The organism is Undibacterium parvum (assembly GCF_003955735.1).
In the GTDB taxonomy this organism is placed as follows: domain Bacteria; phylum Pseudomonadota; class Gammaproteobacteria; order Burkholderiales; family Burkholderiaceae_D; genus Undibacterium; species Undibacterium parvum.
In genome coordinates this window covers 2,241,624-2,260,656 of the sequence record NZ_CP034464.1, presented here as the reverse complement: position 1 = coordinate 2,260,656, position 19,033 = coordinate 2,241,624, and the positions used below count along the sequence as shown (strand labels likewise).

The 19,033-nt window shown below is 54.8% G+C and carries 12 protein-coding genes; 5 read left to right on the top strand and 7 right to left on the bottom strand.

Annotation, left to right across the window (positions count from 1 at the left end):
• Positions 1-147: 147 nt before the first annotated feature.
• Positions 148-1,434, top strand: a complete 1,287-nt coding sequence (locus EJN92_RS09805) for a glycosyltransferase (protein WP_126127648.1) — start codon at positions 148-150, stop codon at positions 1,432-1,434.
• 32 nt (positions 1,435-1,466) lie between these two features.
• Here the strand turns inward: EJN92_RS09805 and EJN92_RS22125 are convergent, their stop codons facing one another.
• A complete protein-coding gene (locus tag EJN92_RS22125) occupies positions 1,467-1,703 on the bottom strand; it encodes a hypothetical protein (RefSeq protein WP_194074976.1) in 237 nt (78 codons plus the stop codon).
• 304 nt (positions 1,704-2,007) lie between these two features.
• Here EJN92_RS22125 and EJN92_RS09795 point away from each other — a divergent pair, with 304 nt between their 5' ends.
• The 3 genes from EJN92_RS09795 (at position 2,008) to EJN92_RS09785 (ending at position 12,769) form a co-directional block, all read left to right on the top strand.
• Positions 2,008-3,798, top strand: a complete 1,791-nt coding sequence (locus tag EJN92_RS09795; RefSeq protein WP_126127647.1) for a ShlB/FhaC/HecB family hemolysin secretion/activation protein — start codon at positions 2,008-2,010, stop codon at positions 3,796-3,798.
• Between the two features lie 8 nt (positions 3,799-3,806).
• Complete coding sequence (locus tag EJN92_RS09790; RefSeq protein ID WP_126127646.1) at positions 3,807-12,488, top strand: two-partner secretion domain-containing protein; 8,682 nt, start codon at positions 3,807-3,809, stop codon at positions 12,486-12,488.
• 62 nt (positions 12,489-12,550) lie between these two features.
• On the top strand, positions 12,551-12,769 hold the full coding sequence (locus EJN92_RS09785) for a hypothetical protein (RefSeq protein ID WP_126127645.1): 219 nt from the start codon (positions 12,551-12,553) through the stop codon (positions 12,767-12,769).
• Between the two features lie 188 nt (positions 12,770-12,957).
• Here EJN92_RS09785 and EJN92_RS09780 read toward each other — a convergent pair whose 3' ends face one another.
• The gene (locus tag EJN92_RS09780) at positions 12,958-13,302 is read right to left on the bottom strand and encodes an antibiotic biosynthesis monooxygenase family protein (RefSeq protein ID WP_126127644.1); all 345 of its coding nucleotides are present in this window, start codon (positions 13,300-13,302) and stop codon (positions 12,958-12,960) included.
• Between the two features lies 1 nt (position 13,303).
• Positions 13,304-14,500, bottom strand: a complete 1,197-nt coding sequence (locus tag EJN92_RS09775) for a cytochrome P450 (RefSeq protein WP_126127643.1) — start codon at positions 14,498-14,500, stop codon at positions 13,304-13,306.
• Positions 14,501-14,577: 77 nt separating this feature from the next.
• On the opposite strand from EJN92_RS09775, the gene EJN92_RS09770 reads away from it, so the two are divergent.
• Positions 14,578-15,276: an ArsR/SmtB family transcription factor gene (locus EJN92_RS09770; protein WP_126129862.1), complete on the top strand. Its 699-nt coding sequence runs from the start codon at positions 14,578-14,580 to the stop codon at positions 15,274-15,276.
• 35 nt (positions 15,277-15,311) lie between these two features.
• Here EJN92_RS09770 and EJN92_RS09765 read toward each other — a convergent pair whose 3' ends face one another.
• The 4 genes from EJN92_RS09765 to EJN92_RS09750 form a co-directional block, all read right to left on the bottom strand.
• A complete protein-coding gene (locus EJN92_RS09765; RefSeq protein ID WP_126127642.1) occupies positions 15,312-15,689 on the bottom strand; it encodes a hypothetical protein in 378 nt (125 codons plus the stop codon).
• A 71-nt stretch (positions 15,690-15,760) separates the two neighbouring features.
• Positions 15,761-16,369, bottom strand: a complete 609-nt coding sequence (gene gstA, locus EJN92_RS09760) for a glutathione transferase GstA (RefSeq protein WP_126127641.1) — start codon at positions 16,367-16,369, stop codon at positions 15,761-15,763.
• 107 nt (positions 16,370-16,476) lie between these two features.
• Positions 16,477-17,457: an FHA domain-containing protein gene (locus EJN92_RS09755; protein WP_126127640.1), complete on the bottom strand. Its 981-nt coding sequence runs from the start codon at positions 17,455-17,457 to the stop codon at positions 16,477-16,479.
• A complete protein-coding gene (locus EJN92_RS09750; RefSeq protein WP_126127639.1) occupies positions 17,454-18,824 on the bottom strand; it encodes a S1 family peptidase in 1,371 nt (456 codons plus the stop codon). The genes EJN92_RS09755 and EJN92_RS09750 overlap by 4 nt, the downstream gene beginning before the upstream one ends.
• Between the last annotated feature and the right edge of the window lie 209 nt (positions 18,825-19,033).

Sequence of the window (19,033 nt, the reverse complement as noted above, 5' to 3'; positions counted from 1 at the left end):
GTTCCTTGGTTTTTAGAAGTTCCCTTTTTGGATTTCTGAAAAAATCCTGGTTAAGCTCGTCTCATCCTCCCACTGCAAATCCCCAACGGTTAAAATAAAGCACGTCGCGCACTTAGTCGCGCTGCTTGTTACGACACGGGAATCAGTATGAAAATCGGTATGCAAACCTGGGGCAGTCATGGCGACATACGCCCGTTTTTGGCGCTGGCGCAAGGCTTGCAAGCGGCGGGCCATGAGGTCACTTTAGTGATTACCTGCGTCGACCATGCGCAGTACCAGGGCATGGATAACGAGCATGGCGTGAAGATCATCATGGTCGCCTCGCCGGTGATCGCCGATCCAGCCGAAGGCGCACAAGCGGCTTTAAAAATTTTCAATACCCGCAATGCGGTCAGACAATTAAAACTCATCTTTAGCACACTGTTCGCACCCGCCGAAGCGGCGATGCTGGCGGCGGCGCAAGCGCTGTGCCAGGAATCTGATGTATTGATAGGTCATTTTTTTCTGCATCCTTTACAAATCGCTGCCGAAAAATCCAAAAAACCATATATGACGGTGATGTTTGTGCACAGCCTGATTGCGACAAAATTTTTGCCGCCACTAGGCTTCCCTGCGCTCGGACAATGGGGCAATCGATTGGGCTGGTGGCTAGTGAAAACCACGCTACAACTGCAGCTCAGTAAATACCCGAATCGCTTACGTCAACAGCTAGGTATGCCGGCTGGCCCCGACCTGCTCAGCAAGGTCTGGAGTTCAGAACAATTAACTTTAATCGGCGTCAGCCCTACCATCGCAGTACGCCAGCCTGACTGGCCAGCGCATGTGCAAGTCTGCGGCTTTCTCGACATGCCTAATGTCGCACTCGAAGGTCAATTGTCCGGGGACTTGCAGCATTTTCTGCAGACCGGTGACGCACCGGTTTACATGACGTTTGGCAGTATGATGGTGAAAGACTTAGGCAGTCAAAGCCAGAGCTTGCAAGTGCTCACGGCAGCCGCCAAACTGGCCGGCTGTCGCGCCATCATTCAAGCTAATTTGTGGCAAGAATGTGGCTACACAAACAGCGCGAATATTTTGTACCTGAGCGCGGCGCCGCATCACCTGGTGTTCCCACATTGTCAGGCGGTGCTGCATCACGGCGGCGCTGGTACCACCCACTCAGCCACGCTGGCCGCTAAGCCATCGATCGTGGTGGCGCACCTTGACGAGCAAGAATTCTGGGGCAAACAATTGCAAGACCTAGGAATAGGCGGCAAGCCGCTCAGACGCCGTAGCCTCACAGCCGCCAAATTAGCCCAGCAAATTCTAAGCGTCCTGAACAGCCCGCAGATGGCACAACAAGCTGAAAAAATGGCGCTTACCATGCAAGCAGAAAATGGGGTCGCGACTGCGGTTAAGCTGATCAATGCGCAGTGTGCTGCGATTAAAATATAGAGGCAGGCAGCAAGGCTGCCAAATTACACTAGTCAGCCATGCATGCTACGGCTATCGCTTGGTGCTTGCGCGCGCTCTGTCAACCCATAATCGCGAATGACCCCGGCGATACGCAGGCGGTAATCCTCAAACACCACGTTGCGGCCCTGACTTTGCGCTTCTCTATGGGCTTCGCGGTTACGCCAGCCGGCCACCTTGACCACCAAATCGATGATTAAGCTGTCCTTCTGCTCAGGGCTTCGCTCGTGTAAGTTGGGATTTTTTATCATCCCCTGCACTATGCCGTAAGTTGATTGTGTTGATTACTGTTAAATAGCTACAAAATAGAATTAGATACCGCACTATTTAGTTATTTCCGCATGGAAAAATTCTTACTACTAAATTATAATCGCTCTGTTTTTTTCAAACAGAAATACTTTTTTTGAAAAAACTCCTTTTCACATTAAAGATGCCTGGTTCACTGCGTCAGGTTTGGCAGCATTTTTTCCCGGTTTTTCATTTCAGCGCTCAACACCAGTCTTAGCGGCATGCCGATTGCGGCATATCGGTATTCAAACCACATAGGAGAAATAAGTGCATCACCTGCTTACCTGTTTCCGGCTCTATCAAAAAAGCCGAAGCAATGTCACATCCGCCGTTTCCCGTCCTGCTAAGCTATCAGGTTTGGGTCTTATCCTAAGCACCCTGCTATCAAATCCCGTCTTTGCACAAAGCCAAGTAGATATCGGTGCCGCGCAACGTCAGTTGGATCAGATCCAGCGTCAGGAACAACTGCGCCTGCAACACGATCAGGACGAAGCACGCCGCCGTAACGACCCATCGGAGGGCATGGATACCAAAGCACTACAGCCAAAAATCAGCGTACCAGCGCTCGGTGCAGCCTGCCGCCAGATTGATAGCATTAGCATCAACGGCGCGAACCAGCTCTCGTCATGGACGCGCAACGGCATCACCAGCGCATTTACGCACCAGTGCCTGAAGATCGATGATTTCGAACGTCTGCTGGGCGAGATCACCAAGCGCTATATCGACCGCGGCCACATCAGCACCCGTGCCTACCTGGCACCGCAAGACTTGAGCAAGGGCCATCTGGAAATTCTTGTGATCGAAGGCCATGTCGAGAAAATCATTGTCGATGACGGTGATGCGCACAGCGTCTCACTGCAAAACGTGCTACCCGGGGTAGCTGGAAACATTCTCAATTTGCGCGATCTGGAACAGGGCATAGACCAGATCAACCGGCTCTCCTCGAACAACGCCCAACTCGATATCCAGCCCGGCGAAAAAGCTGGCGCCAGCGTAGTGGTGATTCACAATCAGCCTCGTTCGCCTTGGCACGCCACGCTCTCGCTGGATAATCAAGGTTCGGAACCAACCGGCAAACAGCAGGCCGCGTTCAATGCCAGCGTCGATAACTTGCTGGGCTTCAACGAACTATTTTTTCTCACGCACAGGGAAACCGTACCGGGCAATCAAGATAAAAAATTCTCGGGCAGCGACAGCTTTGGCTTGAATATCCCGTTCGGCTACACCACCTTTTCCATGAGCAGCAGCTATTCACGCTATGTCAGCACGCTCCGTGTGCCTAGCGGACTAGATTTGATTTCCAACGGTGACAACCGCGTTGACAACATACGTCTCGACCGTATCCTGTACCGCGATCAAGCCAGTCGCGCCTCGATGGCGGTGACACTGACGTCCAAAGACGCGAAAAATTTTCTGCACGACCAGTACCTGGGCGTCAGCAGCCGCGCCCTGACCGTGCTCGATATCGACAGCAATCTGTTCACCAGCTTCGCCGGTGGGACTATCTCTCTCGATTTCGGTTACGCCATGGGCCTGGATAAGTTAAATGCCCTGCATGATCCGGACTACCTGCCGGATTGGGCGGCACGCGCACAGTTCGCCAAATTTAAGGCAGGATTTGCCTACTCCCTTCCGCTGCGTCTGTTTGATAAAGACGCCAGCTTCACCAGTCAGCTGACCAGCCAGAAGGCCAAGCAGACCTTGTACGGCTCAGAACAAATCGCCATAGGCGGGCTGTATTCGGTACGCGGTTTCGTGCATAACACCCTGGCCGGCGACGACGGCTACTACTGGCGCAATGAACTTTCGCTACGTCAGCCACTGATACTGGGCGGAGAGAGCATGTCCAGCCGCATCTATCTGGGCTATGACCTGGGCGAAGTAAAAAATCGCACCGCTAACATTCCGCAAGGGCACATGGCCGGTATGGCCGTCGGCATCGCCGTCAATTGGCGCGGCGCTACCTGGGAATTGATCAATACCAGACCACTGGCCTTGCCAGCCACCATGACCAGAGAATCAAGCCAGACTTGGTTCCGCCTTGCTTACTCAATGTAAAAAATATCATGAATAAAATACACCGCGTTATTTGGAATGAACACACTGGTACCTGGGTTGCTGTCGCTGAAACCGCTAAAGGCCGTGGCAAGGGCAGTGGTCGCGCCGCCCGCAAAGCCATGCTGGCCGCGCTGCTCGCCTCGGGCTTGAGCGCCTTGCCGGCACTGGCCGAACTGGCATCGACCACGGCAGTACCCGCCAGCGGCAAGACCAACGCCTATATTTCCGCCAACGGCGTGCCGGTAGTAAATATCGAAACTGCCAATGCCAAAGGTTTGTCGCACAATAAATTTACCCGCTACGATGTCGAGACCAAAGGTGTGGTGCTCAACAACGGTAACAACAGCCTGGTCTCACGCCAGTCGCAATTGGCCGGGCAGGTCATCTCCAACCTGAACCTGGTCCAGGAAGCGAAGATCATTCTCAATGAAGTGGTGTCGACCAATCGCAGTACCCTGGCCGGGTTCACCGAAGTACTGGGCGGCAAAGCCGACGTCATTGTCGCCAACCCGAACGGAATTAGTTGTAACGGCTGCGGCTTCATCAATACCGACCGCGTCACTCTCACGACCGGCACCTCAAATATCGCGGCTGACGGCAGTCTGAATGGCTTTAACGTCAACCGCGGCGATGTACTGATCGAAGGCCTGGGCGCGAATGCCAGCAGCCAGCAGATCCTCGATATCGTCGCGCGTTCGGTGAAAGTCAACGGCAAGATCAATACCCTGGGCCATGGCAGTCTGGGCATCACTACCGGTAGCAATAGCTGGAATTATGCCGACCGTAGCGTAGGTCAGCCACTCGCCGGTGAAGGCGCAGCACCAGCTTATGCGCTCGATTCCACCACGCTTGGCGGCATGTATGCCGGCCGTATCCGCATCATCGCGACCGAAGCGGGCGTGGGGGTACGCATGGCAGGCGACGCCGCCGCCAGCGCTGATGATTTCAGCATCAATAGCGCCGGCAAGATAGAGCTGCAGTCAGCCATCAGCGCGGCACGCGATGCCAGCATCAACAGCAGTTCGAATAGCGGCATTCAAGATGTCTTCCTGAATGGTAGCAGCGCCAAAGTATCGGCTAAGCATGACCTGGCAATTACCACCGCTGGGCAGCTCAAGCTCAGCGAAGCCGAACTATATGCCGCAAATCAGCTCGCGCTCAGCGCTGCCAGCCTGAGCGATACCAGCAGCGCTGGCAAAATGCGTTTTGCCGGTGGCAACAGCAAGTTGGCCATCACTGGCAATGCCACGATAGACGGCGCAGTATGGGGGGCAGGGCAGGCCTTATCCGGTAATTTTGGCAGTCTGACGATAGCGGGCGGCAGTGCTACCCTGTATGCCGGTAGTAGCCTCGATTTAAGCGCGACTGGCAATCTGAACCTGGCTACCGCAGCGGTGCGTGCCAACAACGACCTGACGCTAACTTCCAGTGGCGGTAACATCAGCACCAGCGCTGGCGCCACCCAGGGAATACAAAGCAGCTCAGGAACGCTACGCCTGAATGCCGGCAATGGCATCAATAATGCCGGCACCATGACCGCCGACGCCGGCAGCCTGATATTGCGTAGCAACGCCAACGTGCTCAACTCCGGCACCATACATGCAGCAGGCACGCTCGATATCGCCGACCAGAACAATGGCAGCACCGAAAATTTCACGAATACCGGCAGCCTGCTAGCCGATACCAACATCACTGCCAAAGCGGCAAATTTTATCAATACCGGCAACCTGCAAGCCACCGCGGGCATCAGCCTGCAAGCCAACAGCCTGAACAATTCGGGAACCCTGACAGGTTCGACTACCGCCGGAAAATCCGCCAGCCTCAACCTGAATTCGCTCGACAACAGCGGTACCCTGCAGTCACAGGAAGACCTCAACATCAATATCGGCGGCAGCCTGAGCAATAGAGGCAAGCTGTTGGCAACGCATGACTTGAACATTGCAGCGGCCAACTCAGCGCTGGTCGTCAGCAATAGCGCCAGCGGCGTGATCCAGGCCGGCAACGCGCTAAGCATCAGCGCTAGCAAAGCCACGTTTGATACCCAGGCCGGCACCGTATTGGCCAATGACATCAGCCTGGCGCTCGCCAGCCTCAACAACAGCGGCACCGTACAGGCAAATAATGCGATGCAGCTGGCGATCGGCAATGCGCTGATTAACTCCGGAGTCCTGCTGGCCAAGGCTGGCTTGAACAGCAATTCGGCCAGCCTGGACAATAGCGGTACATTACAAGCCACGCGAGGCGCCAGCATCAGCACCGGCGTACTCAATAACAGCGGCAAACTGATCGCCTCTGATTCAGCCAGCCACGCCGGTCTGCTGAGTGTCAGCAGCCTCAACAACAGCGCCAGCGGCGTGATCCAATCGGCACAAAATCTCAACATCACGCTGTCCGGCGCCAGCCTCAGCAATTCGGGCAAGATCATCGCCGCGGATGACCTGAACCTGACATCGACTGGCGGCGGTTTAAGCGTAAATAACCAAACCGGCGCCTATCTACAAGCTGGCAATACCAGCGGTGACAGCCTGAATCTAGGCGGCACCCCGGTCAGCCTCAACAATGCGGCCAACGCCTATATGCTGGGCGATCAACTGAGCCTAAACCTGGCCAGCCTGAACAATGCCGGCACCATCCAGGGCGGCACGGCCAGCAGCAGTATCAGCAGCAGCGCCATGCTGAGCAATAGCGGTGTACTGACGCTCGCCACCGGAGGCAGCGGCGATAGCAATATCAGCGCCGGCACCCTGACTAACAGCGGCACCCTGCAAAGCACATCCGGCATCGCCATCAATGTCAGCAATGCCTTAAGCAATGACGGTACCTTGCTGAGCGCCGATGACCTCACTGTCCATTCGGCCAGCCTAAGCAATACCGGCACCCTGCAAGCCAATCAGGGCAGCAACATCAGCACTGGCGCGCTGAGCAATAGCGGTAAACTGCTGGTCTCAACCTCGGCCTCCTATGGTGGCACGCTCAATGTAGCCACTCTCAGCAATACGGGCAGCGGCGTCATCCAGTCAGCCCAGGATCTCAATCTCAAGCTGAGTGGCAACAGCCTCAACAACGCCGGCAAACTGATTGCGGCAGATGACCTGAACATCGCCTCCAACGGTAGCGCCCTGAGCGTCACGAATCAGTCGGGCGCTTACCTGCAGGCTGGCAACGCTAGCGGTGACCGCTTACATCTGGCCGGCACCGCGATCACCCTCAACAATAACGCCGGTGCCAGTCTGTTGGGCGATCAACTGGACCTGAGCCTGGCCAGCCTGAACAATGGCGGCAATATGCAGGCTGGCAACGCCGCCAGCAGCATCAGCGCCAGCGGCGACATCAGCAATACCGGTACGCTTAACCTGGCCAGCACGGCCGCCGGTAGCGGCAGTATCACGGCCAACAGCCTGAGCAATAACGGCACGCTGCAATCGGCTGGGGCGGCCAGCATCACCGTAGCCAATACCCTCACCAACAACGCCAATCTGCTGATAGGCGGCGCACTGACCGTGCGCGGCAGCGATACGTTTTACACCCTGAACAATAACAGCCGCCTGCAATCCGGTGGTCTGATGGATCTAAGTGGGAACGGCGGCGGCAACGGCATGGATCTAACGCTAGGCAACAACGCCATTCTGTTGGGCGACAGCGTCTACCTTAACCTCGGTACGCTCAGCATAGGCAATAACGGCATGCTCAGTTCTGACAAGGGCATGACTATCAACGCCAATTCGCTGTCTTTCGGCGGCAGCGCTGCACGCATCGTTGCGGTCAATTCCGGTAGCGGCAGCGCCAGCATCAGGCTCGCCAACAGCTTTAGCAATAACGGTGCGGTGCACTCCAGTGGTGACCTGACGTTTTCCGCCAGTTCCGTCAGCAACAGCAATACCGGCGGATACTCGGCGCTCAACAATCTCACGCTGATCGCGCGCGACGGCAATCTCTACAATGCCGGTGCCCTATATGCCGGCAATCAGCTGACGGCATCAACTCCAGCCACCTTTACCAATGCCGCAATCAGCGGCACGATAGATTCAGACCGCGATATCAGCATCACGGCAAACACCTTCGTCAATGACCATACCGTCACAGCCGGACGTGACATCCGGATCTCCGCCAACACCTTCCGCAACGAAGTGGCCGGCGGCGATACCCGTGCCTGGACCGCTATCAACTGGGGGAGCGACGTACATGATTCGACCGATAACTATAAAGATGGCGCTGACGATAAACAGACCCAGTACTGGCACCGTGACGGCGAATCACATCAATACTATCAGGGCGGCCAACCTGGTTTTAAACCGCAGATCATTGCGGCCAATAGCCTGTCTATCGTCGATTTCAGCAACGCGTATAACACCGGCGGCGTGATCTCGGGTTCCACGGTCAACCTGAGCAGTGCGATTTCTGGCGCACAATTTACCAACAATGATCTGGCACTCAACCGGAAATCGCATAAAAACACCTGGGAAATTTTCACTCACTGGATCGCCTTAGGACCGGCAACCTATGATGATCATGTCACCAGAAATAACCAAAGCTTCGTCAATGGCGAGTCGCAAATCAGCAATATAGGCGCTGGCATTTTCGCCAGCAATTTGAATGCCTCCGGTTTCGCGCTGGTCAATCAGGGTTCCGCATTGTCGGTCTCGACCAAAAAGAAAAACGAAAGCGGCGCCAGCGGCAGCGCTTTGGGCGGTGCCGTCACCGGTACCGATAGCAGTAATGGCACAGCCTTGGGCGGCACGGTAAACGGCGCAAACCTCGGTTCCGGCGTCGCCGGCGTCACCAATGCACAAGGCAAACCGGCGATTCATTTCGGCGGTCTGCTGATCACTCTGCCTTCCAACCCTAACGGTTATTTTGTGCCTAATCTGGCACCGGGCAGCAAGTATCTGGTCGAGACCAATCCCTTGTTCCATGTCAGTTCCAACTATGTCGGTTCCGATTACATGGCGCAGCGTTATGGCTACAATCCCGACAGCGTCATCAAACGTCTGGGTGACGCCAATTACGAAGCCTATCTGATACGTCAGCAACTAATCAACCAGACCGGCAGCAATATCCTCAAGGGCTACGGCAATGAAGCGGGGCAGATGCAACGCCTGATGGATCAGGCCTTGGCCGAAGGCAAGCGCGCCGGCTTCACTTTCGGCGCGGCACTAAGCGCCGATCAGATCAAGAACCTGCAAGAAGATGTGGTGTGGATGGTGGAAACCACGGTTGCCGGCCAAAAAGTGCTGGCACCGGTGGTCTACCTGTCCAGCAAGACCCGCGATGCCATCGTCAGCGGCGCGGTGATCTCCGGCGACAATGTCAAAATGAACCTGAGCTCGCTGAGCAATACCGGCGGTACGATCAGCGGTAGCGAATCACTGAGCGTGGTTTCCAAAGGTGATATTAGCAATACCAGCGGCACCATCACTGGCGGCAATGTATCGCTCACCTCCACTGAAGGCAGCATCAGGAATGAAACCCTGGCGAAGGGCGACGGCAATAGCGAAAACTACGCGACCGTGATCGGTAAAACCGCTGGCATCAGCGCCACCGGCAACCTCTCGCTTGATGCCAAGCAGGATATCATCGTCAAAGGTGCCGATGTCGACGCCAAAGGCAATGCCTCGCTGGCGGCCGGCGGCAATGTCACGTTTGACACCATCGTCGACAAAACCACCGACACCACGCATTCCTCGTCAGGCAATCTGCTGCATAACACCCGCTCCAGCACCACCACAACGACGGAAAATAATCTGGGTTCAAAACTCAACAGCGGCGGCAATCTCAGCATCAAGAGTGGCGGTGACACCACGATTGCCGGTAGCAGCGTGGACGTCAAGGGCGATCTGGCAGTCGATACCGGCGGCAGCTTCAACGTGATAGCGCGGCAGGATAAAACCACCGTGCATTCAGAAGAAACTACCTCGGGTCTCGGGGTAGGCGGCGGCTTGGCAGGTAAGGAAAAAGTCACGACCGACAGCTTTAAGGGCACAAATTTCGGCTCTACCCTGAATGTCGGCGGCAATGCCACGATCAAGGCGGAAAAAGAAATGGTGGTACAAGGCTCGAATGTCGATATCAAGGGAGATGCCGAGATTGACGCCAAGAAAGGCATCAGCATACTCGATGGCCTCAACGAAGAGCGCACCACCACCCGTACCGAAACCACGACTTACCTGAAAATGGATAATGCCGGTGAAAAGAAATCGGGCGCCAAGACCGGTGACAGCAAGAAAAACGGCGACCTCTATGCCAGCGCCGAAGCCAATGCCGATGCCGGAGCAGGTGCTAGCGGCACTTCCGATCTGAAGCTGTCGGAAGTCACCACCAGCACGACACGCTCTGGCTCCAACACCAGCGTGGCTTCGAATTTCAAGGTGAACGGCAACCTCAAGGCAAAAACCGATGGCAAGCTGACAGTACAGGGTTCGAACGTGGAAAGTGGCGGTGACATGACGCTGGAAGCCAAGGAAATCGCAGTACTGGCTGGCCGCAACGAAACATGGAGCAACACCGAAACCACCACCACCTCGGTCGGCATCTACAACGAAGGTGACGCTTCCGCCAAGGCCGGCGCCAACGGACAAGCCAAGGCTGGCACGATAGGCACGAACGCCTCCGGCGAGGCAAAGGCAAATGCGGAAGCCGGTGGCACCACCACATTCGGGGCGCGTACGGAAAATGAAAAAACCAGTGAATACAAGCTCACCAATAGCGGCTCTAGCCTGAAGTCTGGCGGCAAGATGAAAATTGCGGCAGAAAACACCGCGCTCTTCGTTGGCGCCGATGTACATGCCGACGGCAATCTCGATATCAGTGGTAAAGACATCGTGACTCTGGCCGCGCAGGATATAGAACTCAAAAGTAGTTCCAAAACCACGCATACGGCCGGGCTGTATATCGATGGCAAAGTCAGTGCCGAAGCCAGTGCGCAGGCCGATGCCGGCAAACTTAGGCTAAACGGTGATCCGGCCAGCGCCAGTGGCAATGCGGAAGCCAAAGCTGATACCAGTGCCGGTGTGCGTTACAAGAACGAGCAGGAATCGAGCTCTTCCGGTTCCGTCACGCAAAAAACCTCTAGTTTCAGCTCTGGTGGCAGCATTAGCCGCACTGCGACAAATACCATCGTCGATCAGGGAACGCAAATCGATGCCAAGAAAAATTTCACTCAGAGTGCCCGTGAAATCAAGGAAATCGATGCCAGCGACTCGTCATTTTCCAGCTCCAGCTCCTCCAGCCATGACGTGAAATTAGGCGTAGGTGCAGGTGCCAGCGCCGGTGCCAGCGGCGATGCAAAAGGCGAAGGCAGTGCTGATAACGGTGCAGGAGCAGGTTTCCGCGCCAAGTACGAAGGGGAAATCAAGGGCGAAAGCGAAAGCAGCACCACTGCCAACACCAGCCGTTATAAAGCCGGTGGCGACATCAGTTCGACTTCGACCGAAAAAACTACGCTGATAGGCGCCAAATTTGAATCCGGTGGTAACACCACCCTCAATGCCGGCTCTTTAGACTATCAGGCCGCACGTGACACCACGAGCAAGAGCGATAGCTCGCATGAAATGAGCGCTGAACTCAAGGTTGATGTGATTGGTTCCGTCGGCGGCAGTCTGAGCGCTGAATATCAAGGTAACGACAACCGCGAAAAATCGAGCACTGCCAAGACCGGCAGCATCAATGCCGGCGGTAACCTGATCATCAATACCAAAGGCGATGCCAAATTTGAAGGCACCAATCTGAACGCCGACAACCAAGCCAGCATCGTCGCCGGTGGTACGGTAGAGATGAAAGCGGCACGCGATACCCAGGAAAGCAGCAGCAAGAGCGCCAATGCCAGCCTGGAACTGTCAACCAGCAAAGAAAGTAAGGGCGGCGAAGCGAGTCTGGGCTATGCGCAGGAAAACAGCTCTAGCAGCAAGGCGCAAACCGGCAGCGTCAACGCCGGTAGCGGTGGTATCGTGATCAGTGCCGGCAAAGATGCCAACTTCGAAGGCACCAAAATCAAAGCGAGCGGCGACGTTGCCGTCAGCGCGGCCGGCAAAGTTAATTTGAGTGCCGCCAAAAACACCGAAACCAGCACCTCATTTGGCGTTGAAGCCAGTGTCAGCGCAGAATCGGGCGGCGAAGGCAGCAAAAAATCCGGTGAAATCGGTGGCAACGCAGCCTATGCTAAGTCGGTAGATTCCGATACGGCATCGATACAATCCTCGTCCGGCAAGGTCAGCGTCAAGGCCAAGGAAATCGTCAGCCAGGAAGCTACCATCAAGGGCGAGCAGGGCAGCAAAATCGACGGTCGCCTGAGCACGATCAAGGCGGAAAAATCGGATATCGCGATAGGCATAGAAATGAGCGCCTCCGGTGAAAGTGAATCGAAGAAAGCACCGCCAAAATCCGGCTCCAAGACCACCGATGATATGCCAAACAAGAGCAGCAAACCGGAACCGGATGGCAAGCCACGCGCCAAAACGACTGACGATTTGCCCGCCAAATCGGCGAATGACAAGCCTGCCGTGCCATCTGCCGCTGAACGCAAGGCGAGTACCGAGCAATTGAAGGCGGACCAGGGCAAGCTTAATCAGGCCATGAAAAGCGAGCAGGAAGCCGCCGCCAAACCTGCCGTCAAGAGCCAGGCAGAGCCTGCGGTCAAGGGGGGGCTGAGTCCGGCAAAGCTGCGCCTGGCAATGACAGCGGAAACAATCAGTTAAAGGTCGATAACGCCAAACCTGATCAGGCCAAGGAAACCAAGCCACAAGCCGCTGACAAGCCTGTGACTGCAGAACAGCGCAAGGCACAGATCAATCAGCTCAAGGCAGACAAAGCCAAACTCGATAAGGCAATGGGACAGAAAACGGCCGCTAAGCCGGCAGTCAAGAGCGAAGCTAAACCAACTGCCAAGCTAGACAACAAGCCTGCCGAAAGCCAGGCGAAGGATGTCGCGCCAGCAGCCGCAGCCGCCACGCCGCCCAATGCGGCGACTCAGCAATAACCGCCAGCGTTAAACGGCGCTCCCGGAACGTAAGGTCAGCATCACGACACTGCGTTCCAAATCCGGACTATTTTGGCAAACCATTCATCAGCGTATGAGTGGCCAGCCAGAACAGTCCGGATTTTTTTTAGCGGCTTACTCCGGCATCAAGCTGGCAGCGCAGCACCGCTTGCCAATACCAAAGAGTATCAGCCATGCACGCTGCGGCTATCGCTTGGCGCTTGCGCGCGCTCTGTCATGCCGTAATCGCGGATCACGCCGGCGATACGCAGGCGGTAATCCTCAAACACCACGTTGCGGCCCTGACTTTGCGCTTCTCTATGGGCCTCGTGCTTGCGCCAGCCGGCCACCGCCGCTTCATCGCGCCAGAACGACAGCGAAAGAATTTTTTGTGAATTACTCAGACTCTGAAAACGCTCTATCGAGATAAAGCCATCCATCTGCTTGAGGCTAGGTGCGAGCGAAGCGGCGATATCCAGATAGGCTTGCTTGGATGCCGCATGCGGCAGTACTTCAAAAATAACGGCGATCATCTTAGTGACTTTCTGTGAGGGTAGGAGAAATTTGCTGAAACAGCGGCAAACGGCCATTCAGCGAGGGGCGATACGTCCATTGCAATTGTGTTGGATCTAAACCGATAGTCAGCGCCAGCAAGCTTTGCAACGCCGCTGTGCCTATGCCCAGGGCCAGAGTTTGTCCCGGACAAAGGTGGCGGCCGTGACTAAAACCTAGCAGAGTATGCGCAGGACGATCCAGACTAAATTCATCGGCATTTGGGAAGTCACTCTCGTCTCTGCTGGCCGCCGCCAACACCAGCAGAATGGCGTCACCAGGCTGGAGTTCGACTCCGGCGATGCTGCAGGTCTGCACCACGAAGCGACGGGTGTTTTGTACCGGTGGATCATAACGGCAAACTTCTTGCAGCATTGCCGCGATTTGCTCAGGCGTGTCGCGCATCTGCTGCTGCAAGCCGTTTTGGCTCAGCAAGGCCACCAGACTATTTGCGATTAAACCGGCTGTTGCCTCATAGGTTTGCGACAACAGGCCGATCAGGTTGGCGAGTATCGCATCCTGATTTTGCCAGCCAACTTGCCGCGCTGCTTGCTGTATCCGGCTGACTAAACTATTTTCGCTAGTCGACGTGGCGGCCAACAATTCACCGAAACGCGCTAGCAGAGACTGTGCGGCAAGGCCGGCGCTAGCCAGTTGTTCGGCACGACTCAAAGGCGACAGGCAACGCACAAAATCGCCCATCCATATGGCCAATTGCGACAACTCCGTTTCGGCAAAGCCGAGCAAATCAGCCACCACATACACTGGCAACTCGAACATCCAGGCATTGATGCCCGCGGCAGTTGGCAGGCCATGCTGCTGTGCCAGCAAGTTTGAAAAATAACTGGTTCTGGCGGCGATCTGCTCCGGTGTTAGCGAGGCCAAGGCTTGCGCTAAGACCAGCTTAGGCGTGCTATGGGCACGGCCTTCATTCATTCTGACCAGACGGCCAAAGACTTGCCCAGCGCTAGTGGCAGCGATGGCGAGTGGCACAGGCTCGCCCGCTGGTCTCACCACGCATGCTGGATGCTCCAGTACTTGCCGCACTACGGCCGCACTGCTGGCGACCCAGAGCTTGAGTTCAGTATCAAATTGCAAGGCTGGGCCAACCCGCAGACTGCGGTAATAGGGATAAGGATCAGAATGGCAGACCGCGGCGACTGGGTTTGATGGAAACATTTTGTGTGCTTAAGAAGTAAAGTATGGAACGCAGTGTAGCGCTTGATCGCCTGCGACAATTCGCTTACCATCAAACTATGCATGCAGACTACGCTGACACCCAACTGTCCCAACTGGCCGCCGCCATCGCCGAACCGGCGCGCGCCCGCATCCTATGCTGCCTGATGGATGGGCACGCCAGAACCAGCACCGAATTAGCGGTGGTGGCTGAGGTCAGCCCCTCGACCACCAGCGTGCATTTAGCGAAACTCAAGCAACAAAACCTGGTCAAGCTGATGGCGCAGGGCAAGCATCGCTACTATCAGTTGGCCAGCAGCCAAGTGGCCGTCGCGCTAGAAGCCTTACTGTCTTTGGCGGGCGTCCCCAAAGCCAAGTTTGTACCGAATACACCGAGTAGATTGCGACGCGCGCGTACTTGCTACGACCATATGGCGGGTACTGTTGCGGTGCAGATTCACGACTGCATGATGGAGCGCGGCTGGTTACTGACTAGCGCATCCGACGACCCGGCCTATACCTTGAGTGCAGCTGGCGTCAGTGGCTTGCAAGAGATCGGTGTCGATGTCAGCGCCACGTTGAAATTGCGACGACGCTTCGCCTGCTCCTGCCTGGATTGGAGCGAGCGTAGACCGCATCTGGGTGGTGCTTTAGGCGCCGCCTTGCTCGCTCTGTTGCTGCAACGCGGCTGGCTAGAACGCGATCTGGACAGCCGCGCACTGGGGATTAGTCAGCCAGGCGCTAAGGCCTTGCAGCGCCTATTCGGGATTAAAATTTAAGAAAATTAAAAAGGCAGGCGCAATATCCATGCGCCTTACAAGCCATTTTGCTGCCAGAAGGCGCATCCACATTGTGCCTCGCTCTGGGGCGCTTTGGCTAATTGCGCCAGCACTTTATCTCTGAGCATCCTGAGCATGCAATATTCTACGATACCGTCGAAGACGTAAATGAGTCCCAGATTGATGAAGATGGCAGACCAGATTGATTCGTCTTGCAAATGTCGTCCGCTCCCGAATTGGAACCAAAAATATAAGGCGGCGCAGCCTAGCGCCAATGCACTGAAACGGCTCCATGGGATGGCGGAACGATCTTGTTTTGCCTGATCAAGAATTTCCTCATAGTGCCGCGGCGCTATCTCTTTCAGCTCCGGTATCGCCATTAATAAGACGGTGGTACTACTGTAATTATGCATTTCTTAATTTGAATCCGAGGCGGGTTGCGGGTTGCGGTCAGTTAAAACCGGTAGCAACCCGTGCGCTACACTTACTTCAATAAGCCTTCTGCCGTCATCGCCGCTACCACTGCCGGGCGAGCTGCCACGCGGGCGCGGAAGGCCAGCAAATTGCTCAAGCCCGATATATCCAGACCGACGAATTGCGCCCAGTTGGTCACGGTAAACAGATACGCGTCAGCCACTGTAAATGTGTCGCCCATCAGATATTGTTTACCTGCCAACTCACCATCGGTAAACTTCAAGCGCTCGGCCAATCTGCTCAGCACCATAGGCTTGTAATCAGCCGGTGTAGCGGGGTTAAACAGCGGGCTGAAACCCTTATGTATTTCGGTGCCTATGAAGTTTAACCACTCTTGTAATTTGGAGCGTTCAAAAGTGCCGTTGGCGGGGGCCAGATGTTTATCCGGTACCTGGTCGGCGATGTATTGGACGATGGCCGGGCCTTCACGCAATTGTCTGCCGTCATCCAGCACCAGTAAGGGCACATAGCCTAGTGGATTAATTTTGTAATAATCGCTGCCGTCCGGCAGTTGATGGGTCTTGGTCGGTGCCGAGATCGCCTCATACTTCAGACCCGCTTCTTCCAAGACGATATGCGGTGACAATGAACAAGCGCCAGCAGAATAATATAGTTTCATGGTTCAGCCTTATTAAGTTCTTAGCGTTAAATTGAGGGCAGGCATACGCCTGAATCACCATCTTAACTCAGCTAAATTAGTTTGGCTGAAATGGCAATTATTTGACGTCACTCTGTGTCATCACTCTCGCCACCAATATTATCTGCAGCTTTTTTACGCCCCTTATCGACTCCAGCCTTGAGTTTATCGGCCTTCAGCATAAACCCATCGACACTATGATTATTGCTGACGCGTAGCGCCGGAGAAAACAAATCATTCATGTAAAACTCGTCTGCCATGCGGCCATACCGCTGATGGTTCAGCATCAACACCAGAGCCGATCCTAGCCCCGACAAAAATACGACCGTGATCAGTAGCCGTCGGCTCGGGCGCGGCTTGATGGTGAGCAAATGAAAATACAAAGTAGCGCCCGCAATCGCGACAAACATATGGCTGCCGTAACGTGTCAAAACCTCCCATGAAAAAGCGAAGGCCAGCAGCGCACTGCTAAAACTCCAAAGTTCAGCGAGCATTAGACCGCAGGCAGCGATAAACAGATGACGACCAAAGCGTGCGTGGCCACCAAACAGGCGGTTGGCAAAAGCCCACATGCCGCTCCACACCAAGCCAGTCGCCAGTACTGGCGCTAAGGCAATCAGATAGCGTATCGGCGCAAATTTATCGGTATCGGATAACCAGGTGCCAAACAGACCTAGGATGCAGATCATCAGCAGGCCGGTCAAGGCCGGTGGCAATCCTTCCCAGGCATAATTATTCGTGTCGAAAGCTTCTTGCTCGACCTGAAAATCGGCAGAACGCAGACGCACATTGGTTTGCCCCAGACGCACCACTGCATTGCCATCGATGCTCAACAATGTGTGGCGTTTACCCTTGTAGACCAGACCATTGCGGCTACCCAAATCGATCAGGCACAGTTGCCCTTGCGGATCGAGATCGACCACCGCGTGATGCGCCGCAGTATGTACATCATCGAGAATAAAATCATTGTCGTAAGCGCGCCCCAGACGTATCGGCAAACCACTCAGACCGTGGCGCTGCTGCACCTCGCCATTGCGCGAGAGAATTTCTATGTAGTAAGCGGACTTCATGGCTTGCTCACTTTGTTGATGCTGATAGAGTTCAGGAATAGGCGCGATAGCCGCATCCCATTTTCATACGAGACCCCGCGCGCATCGATACGGCTTTGCAGGCTCATGCGACTCTGGTCAGTGCTGGCGGTGAATAGGGCAAAATCATACAGCCCAGAAAATTTTCTATAAGCGCGCACGCACAACACAGCGCGTAAGGGCAAACTTGGATTCTTTACGAAGTCTTCAGTACAACTTGCCGCTGTCAGGCGCTGATCTTTATTCCCGGCCGGAACTTGATTTTTAAAACTATTGCTGATCAGATGAGAAAAACGCAGCGCATCGAGTTTTTCGCTACGGGTAAAGGTATGCCGTATCGCAATATTCCCGGTCTGCATCAAGGCCGAAACATAGATCGCCGACTCCATCTGGCAATTCATTTGATCGACTTCAAACGGCGCCTCGGGTTTAGCATTGGAGCGCCCCCAGCAACGGACCTGCTCAGATTCCCTGACCGGCACCCGATACGGTCCCAGCGCTTTGAGCGTCAAAGGCGTTTCGAGTAATTTGTTCACCATGACGTTTTGATGCGCGATCAGTTGTTGAGCTACTTCGGCATTAAAGTCTTTCGCCGTTTTCTTTTTTTGTTCAGCTTGTGCCGCCACTTTATTGAGCAGCTCGACCACGAAACGCGCTGGCACCAAAAAACTCACCAGTTCGCCATCGAGGCGCTTAGAAACATTCACCCCGGCGATCTTGCCTTCGGCGGTGATATTCGGCCCACCACTCATACCAGAATTGATAGGGCCGGTAAACATGAACTGATCATAAAAAGCCCGGCCTATGATGCCGTTGTACGAACCTTCAGAAATGGCGAAGCCAAGATCGAGAGGATTCCCCAACGAATACAAATATTGACCCTGCGTCAGAGCAAATAATTTGGCAGGCAATTCTGGCACCTTGAAAAATCCAGTGCCTTTGCGACTCACTCGTACCACAGCCAGATCATGCAGCACATCCACCGCCAACAATTCGACATCACCGCGCTGGCCATTGGTATCGACGAACTCGCCAACATACACCTCAGGCTCTAGCGCAATTTGCGACATCACATGGTAATTGGTCACCACCAAATCGCTACTACCAATTAAAAACCCCGAACCTACCGAGGCCTGGGTACGCCCGCTTTTGAGCAAGACGCGGATTTGCAAAAGATCGTTCTTCGCTGCGGAATACAGTTTTTGCGCGGCCGAAGAAGGCGGCGCCAGCGGGATGCTCTCCAAGGCGGCATCCGCTTCGCTGGTGGCGGGTAGCTCGGGGACGGCATCGGCCGCCATCAGCAGCGATGGCAGGCACACTAACAAGATCAAGAGCTGCTTTAATTTCATGAAAACTTTCAAAAACCAGATGCCTAAATGCACTTATCAGAGTAAGCATACTCGATTTTATTGCAACTATGCATAGCAAATATAAACTCGCAAATGATTAGCAAAGGATTACCAAAGAAACATTGCAATAAATTACATTTTTACCAATAATGAGGCTCTAAATTAGCTTTTTAGACACACTGGCCGCAGGCTTCAGCGCTCATGCACGG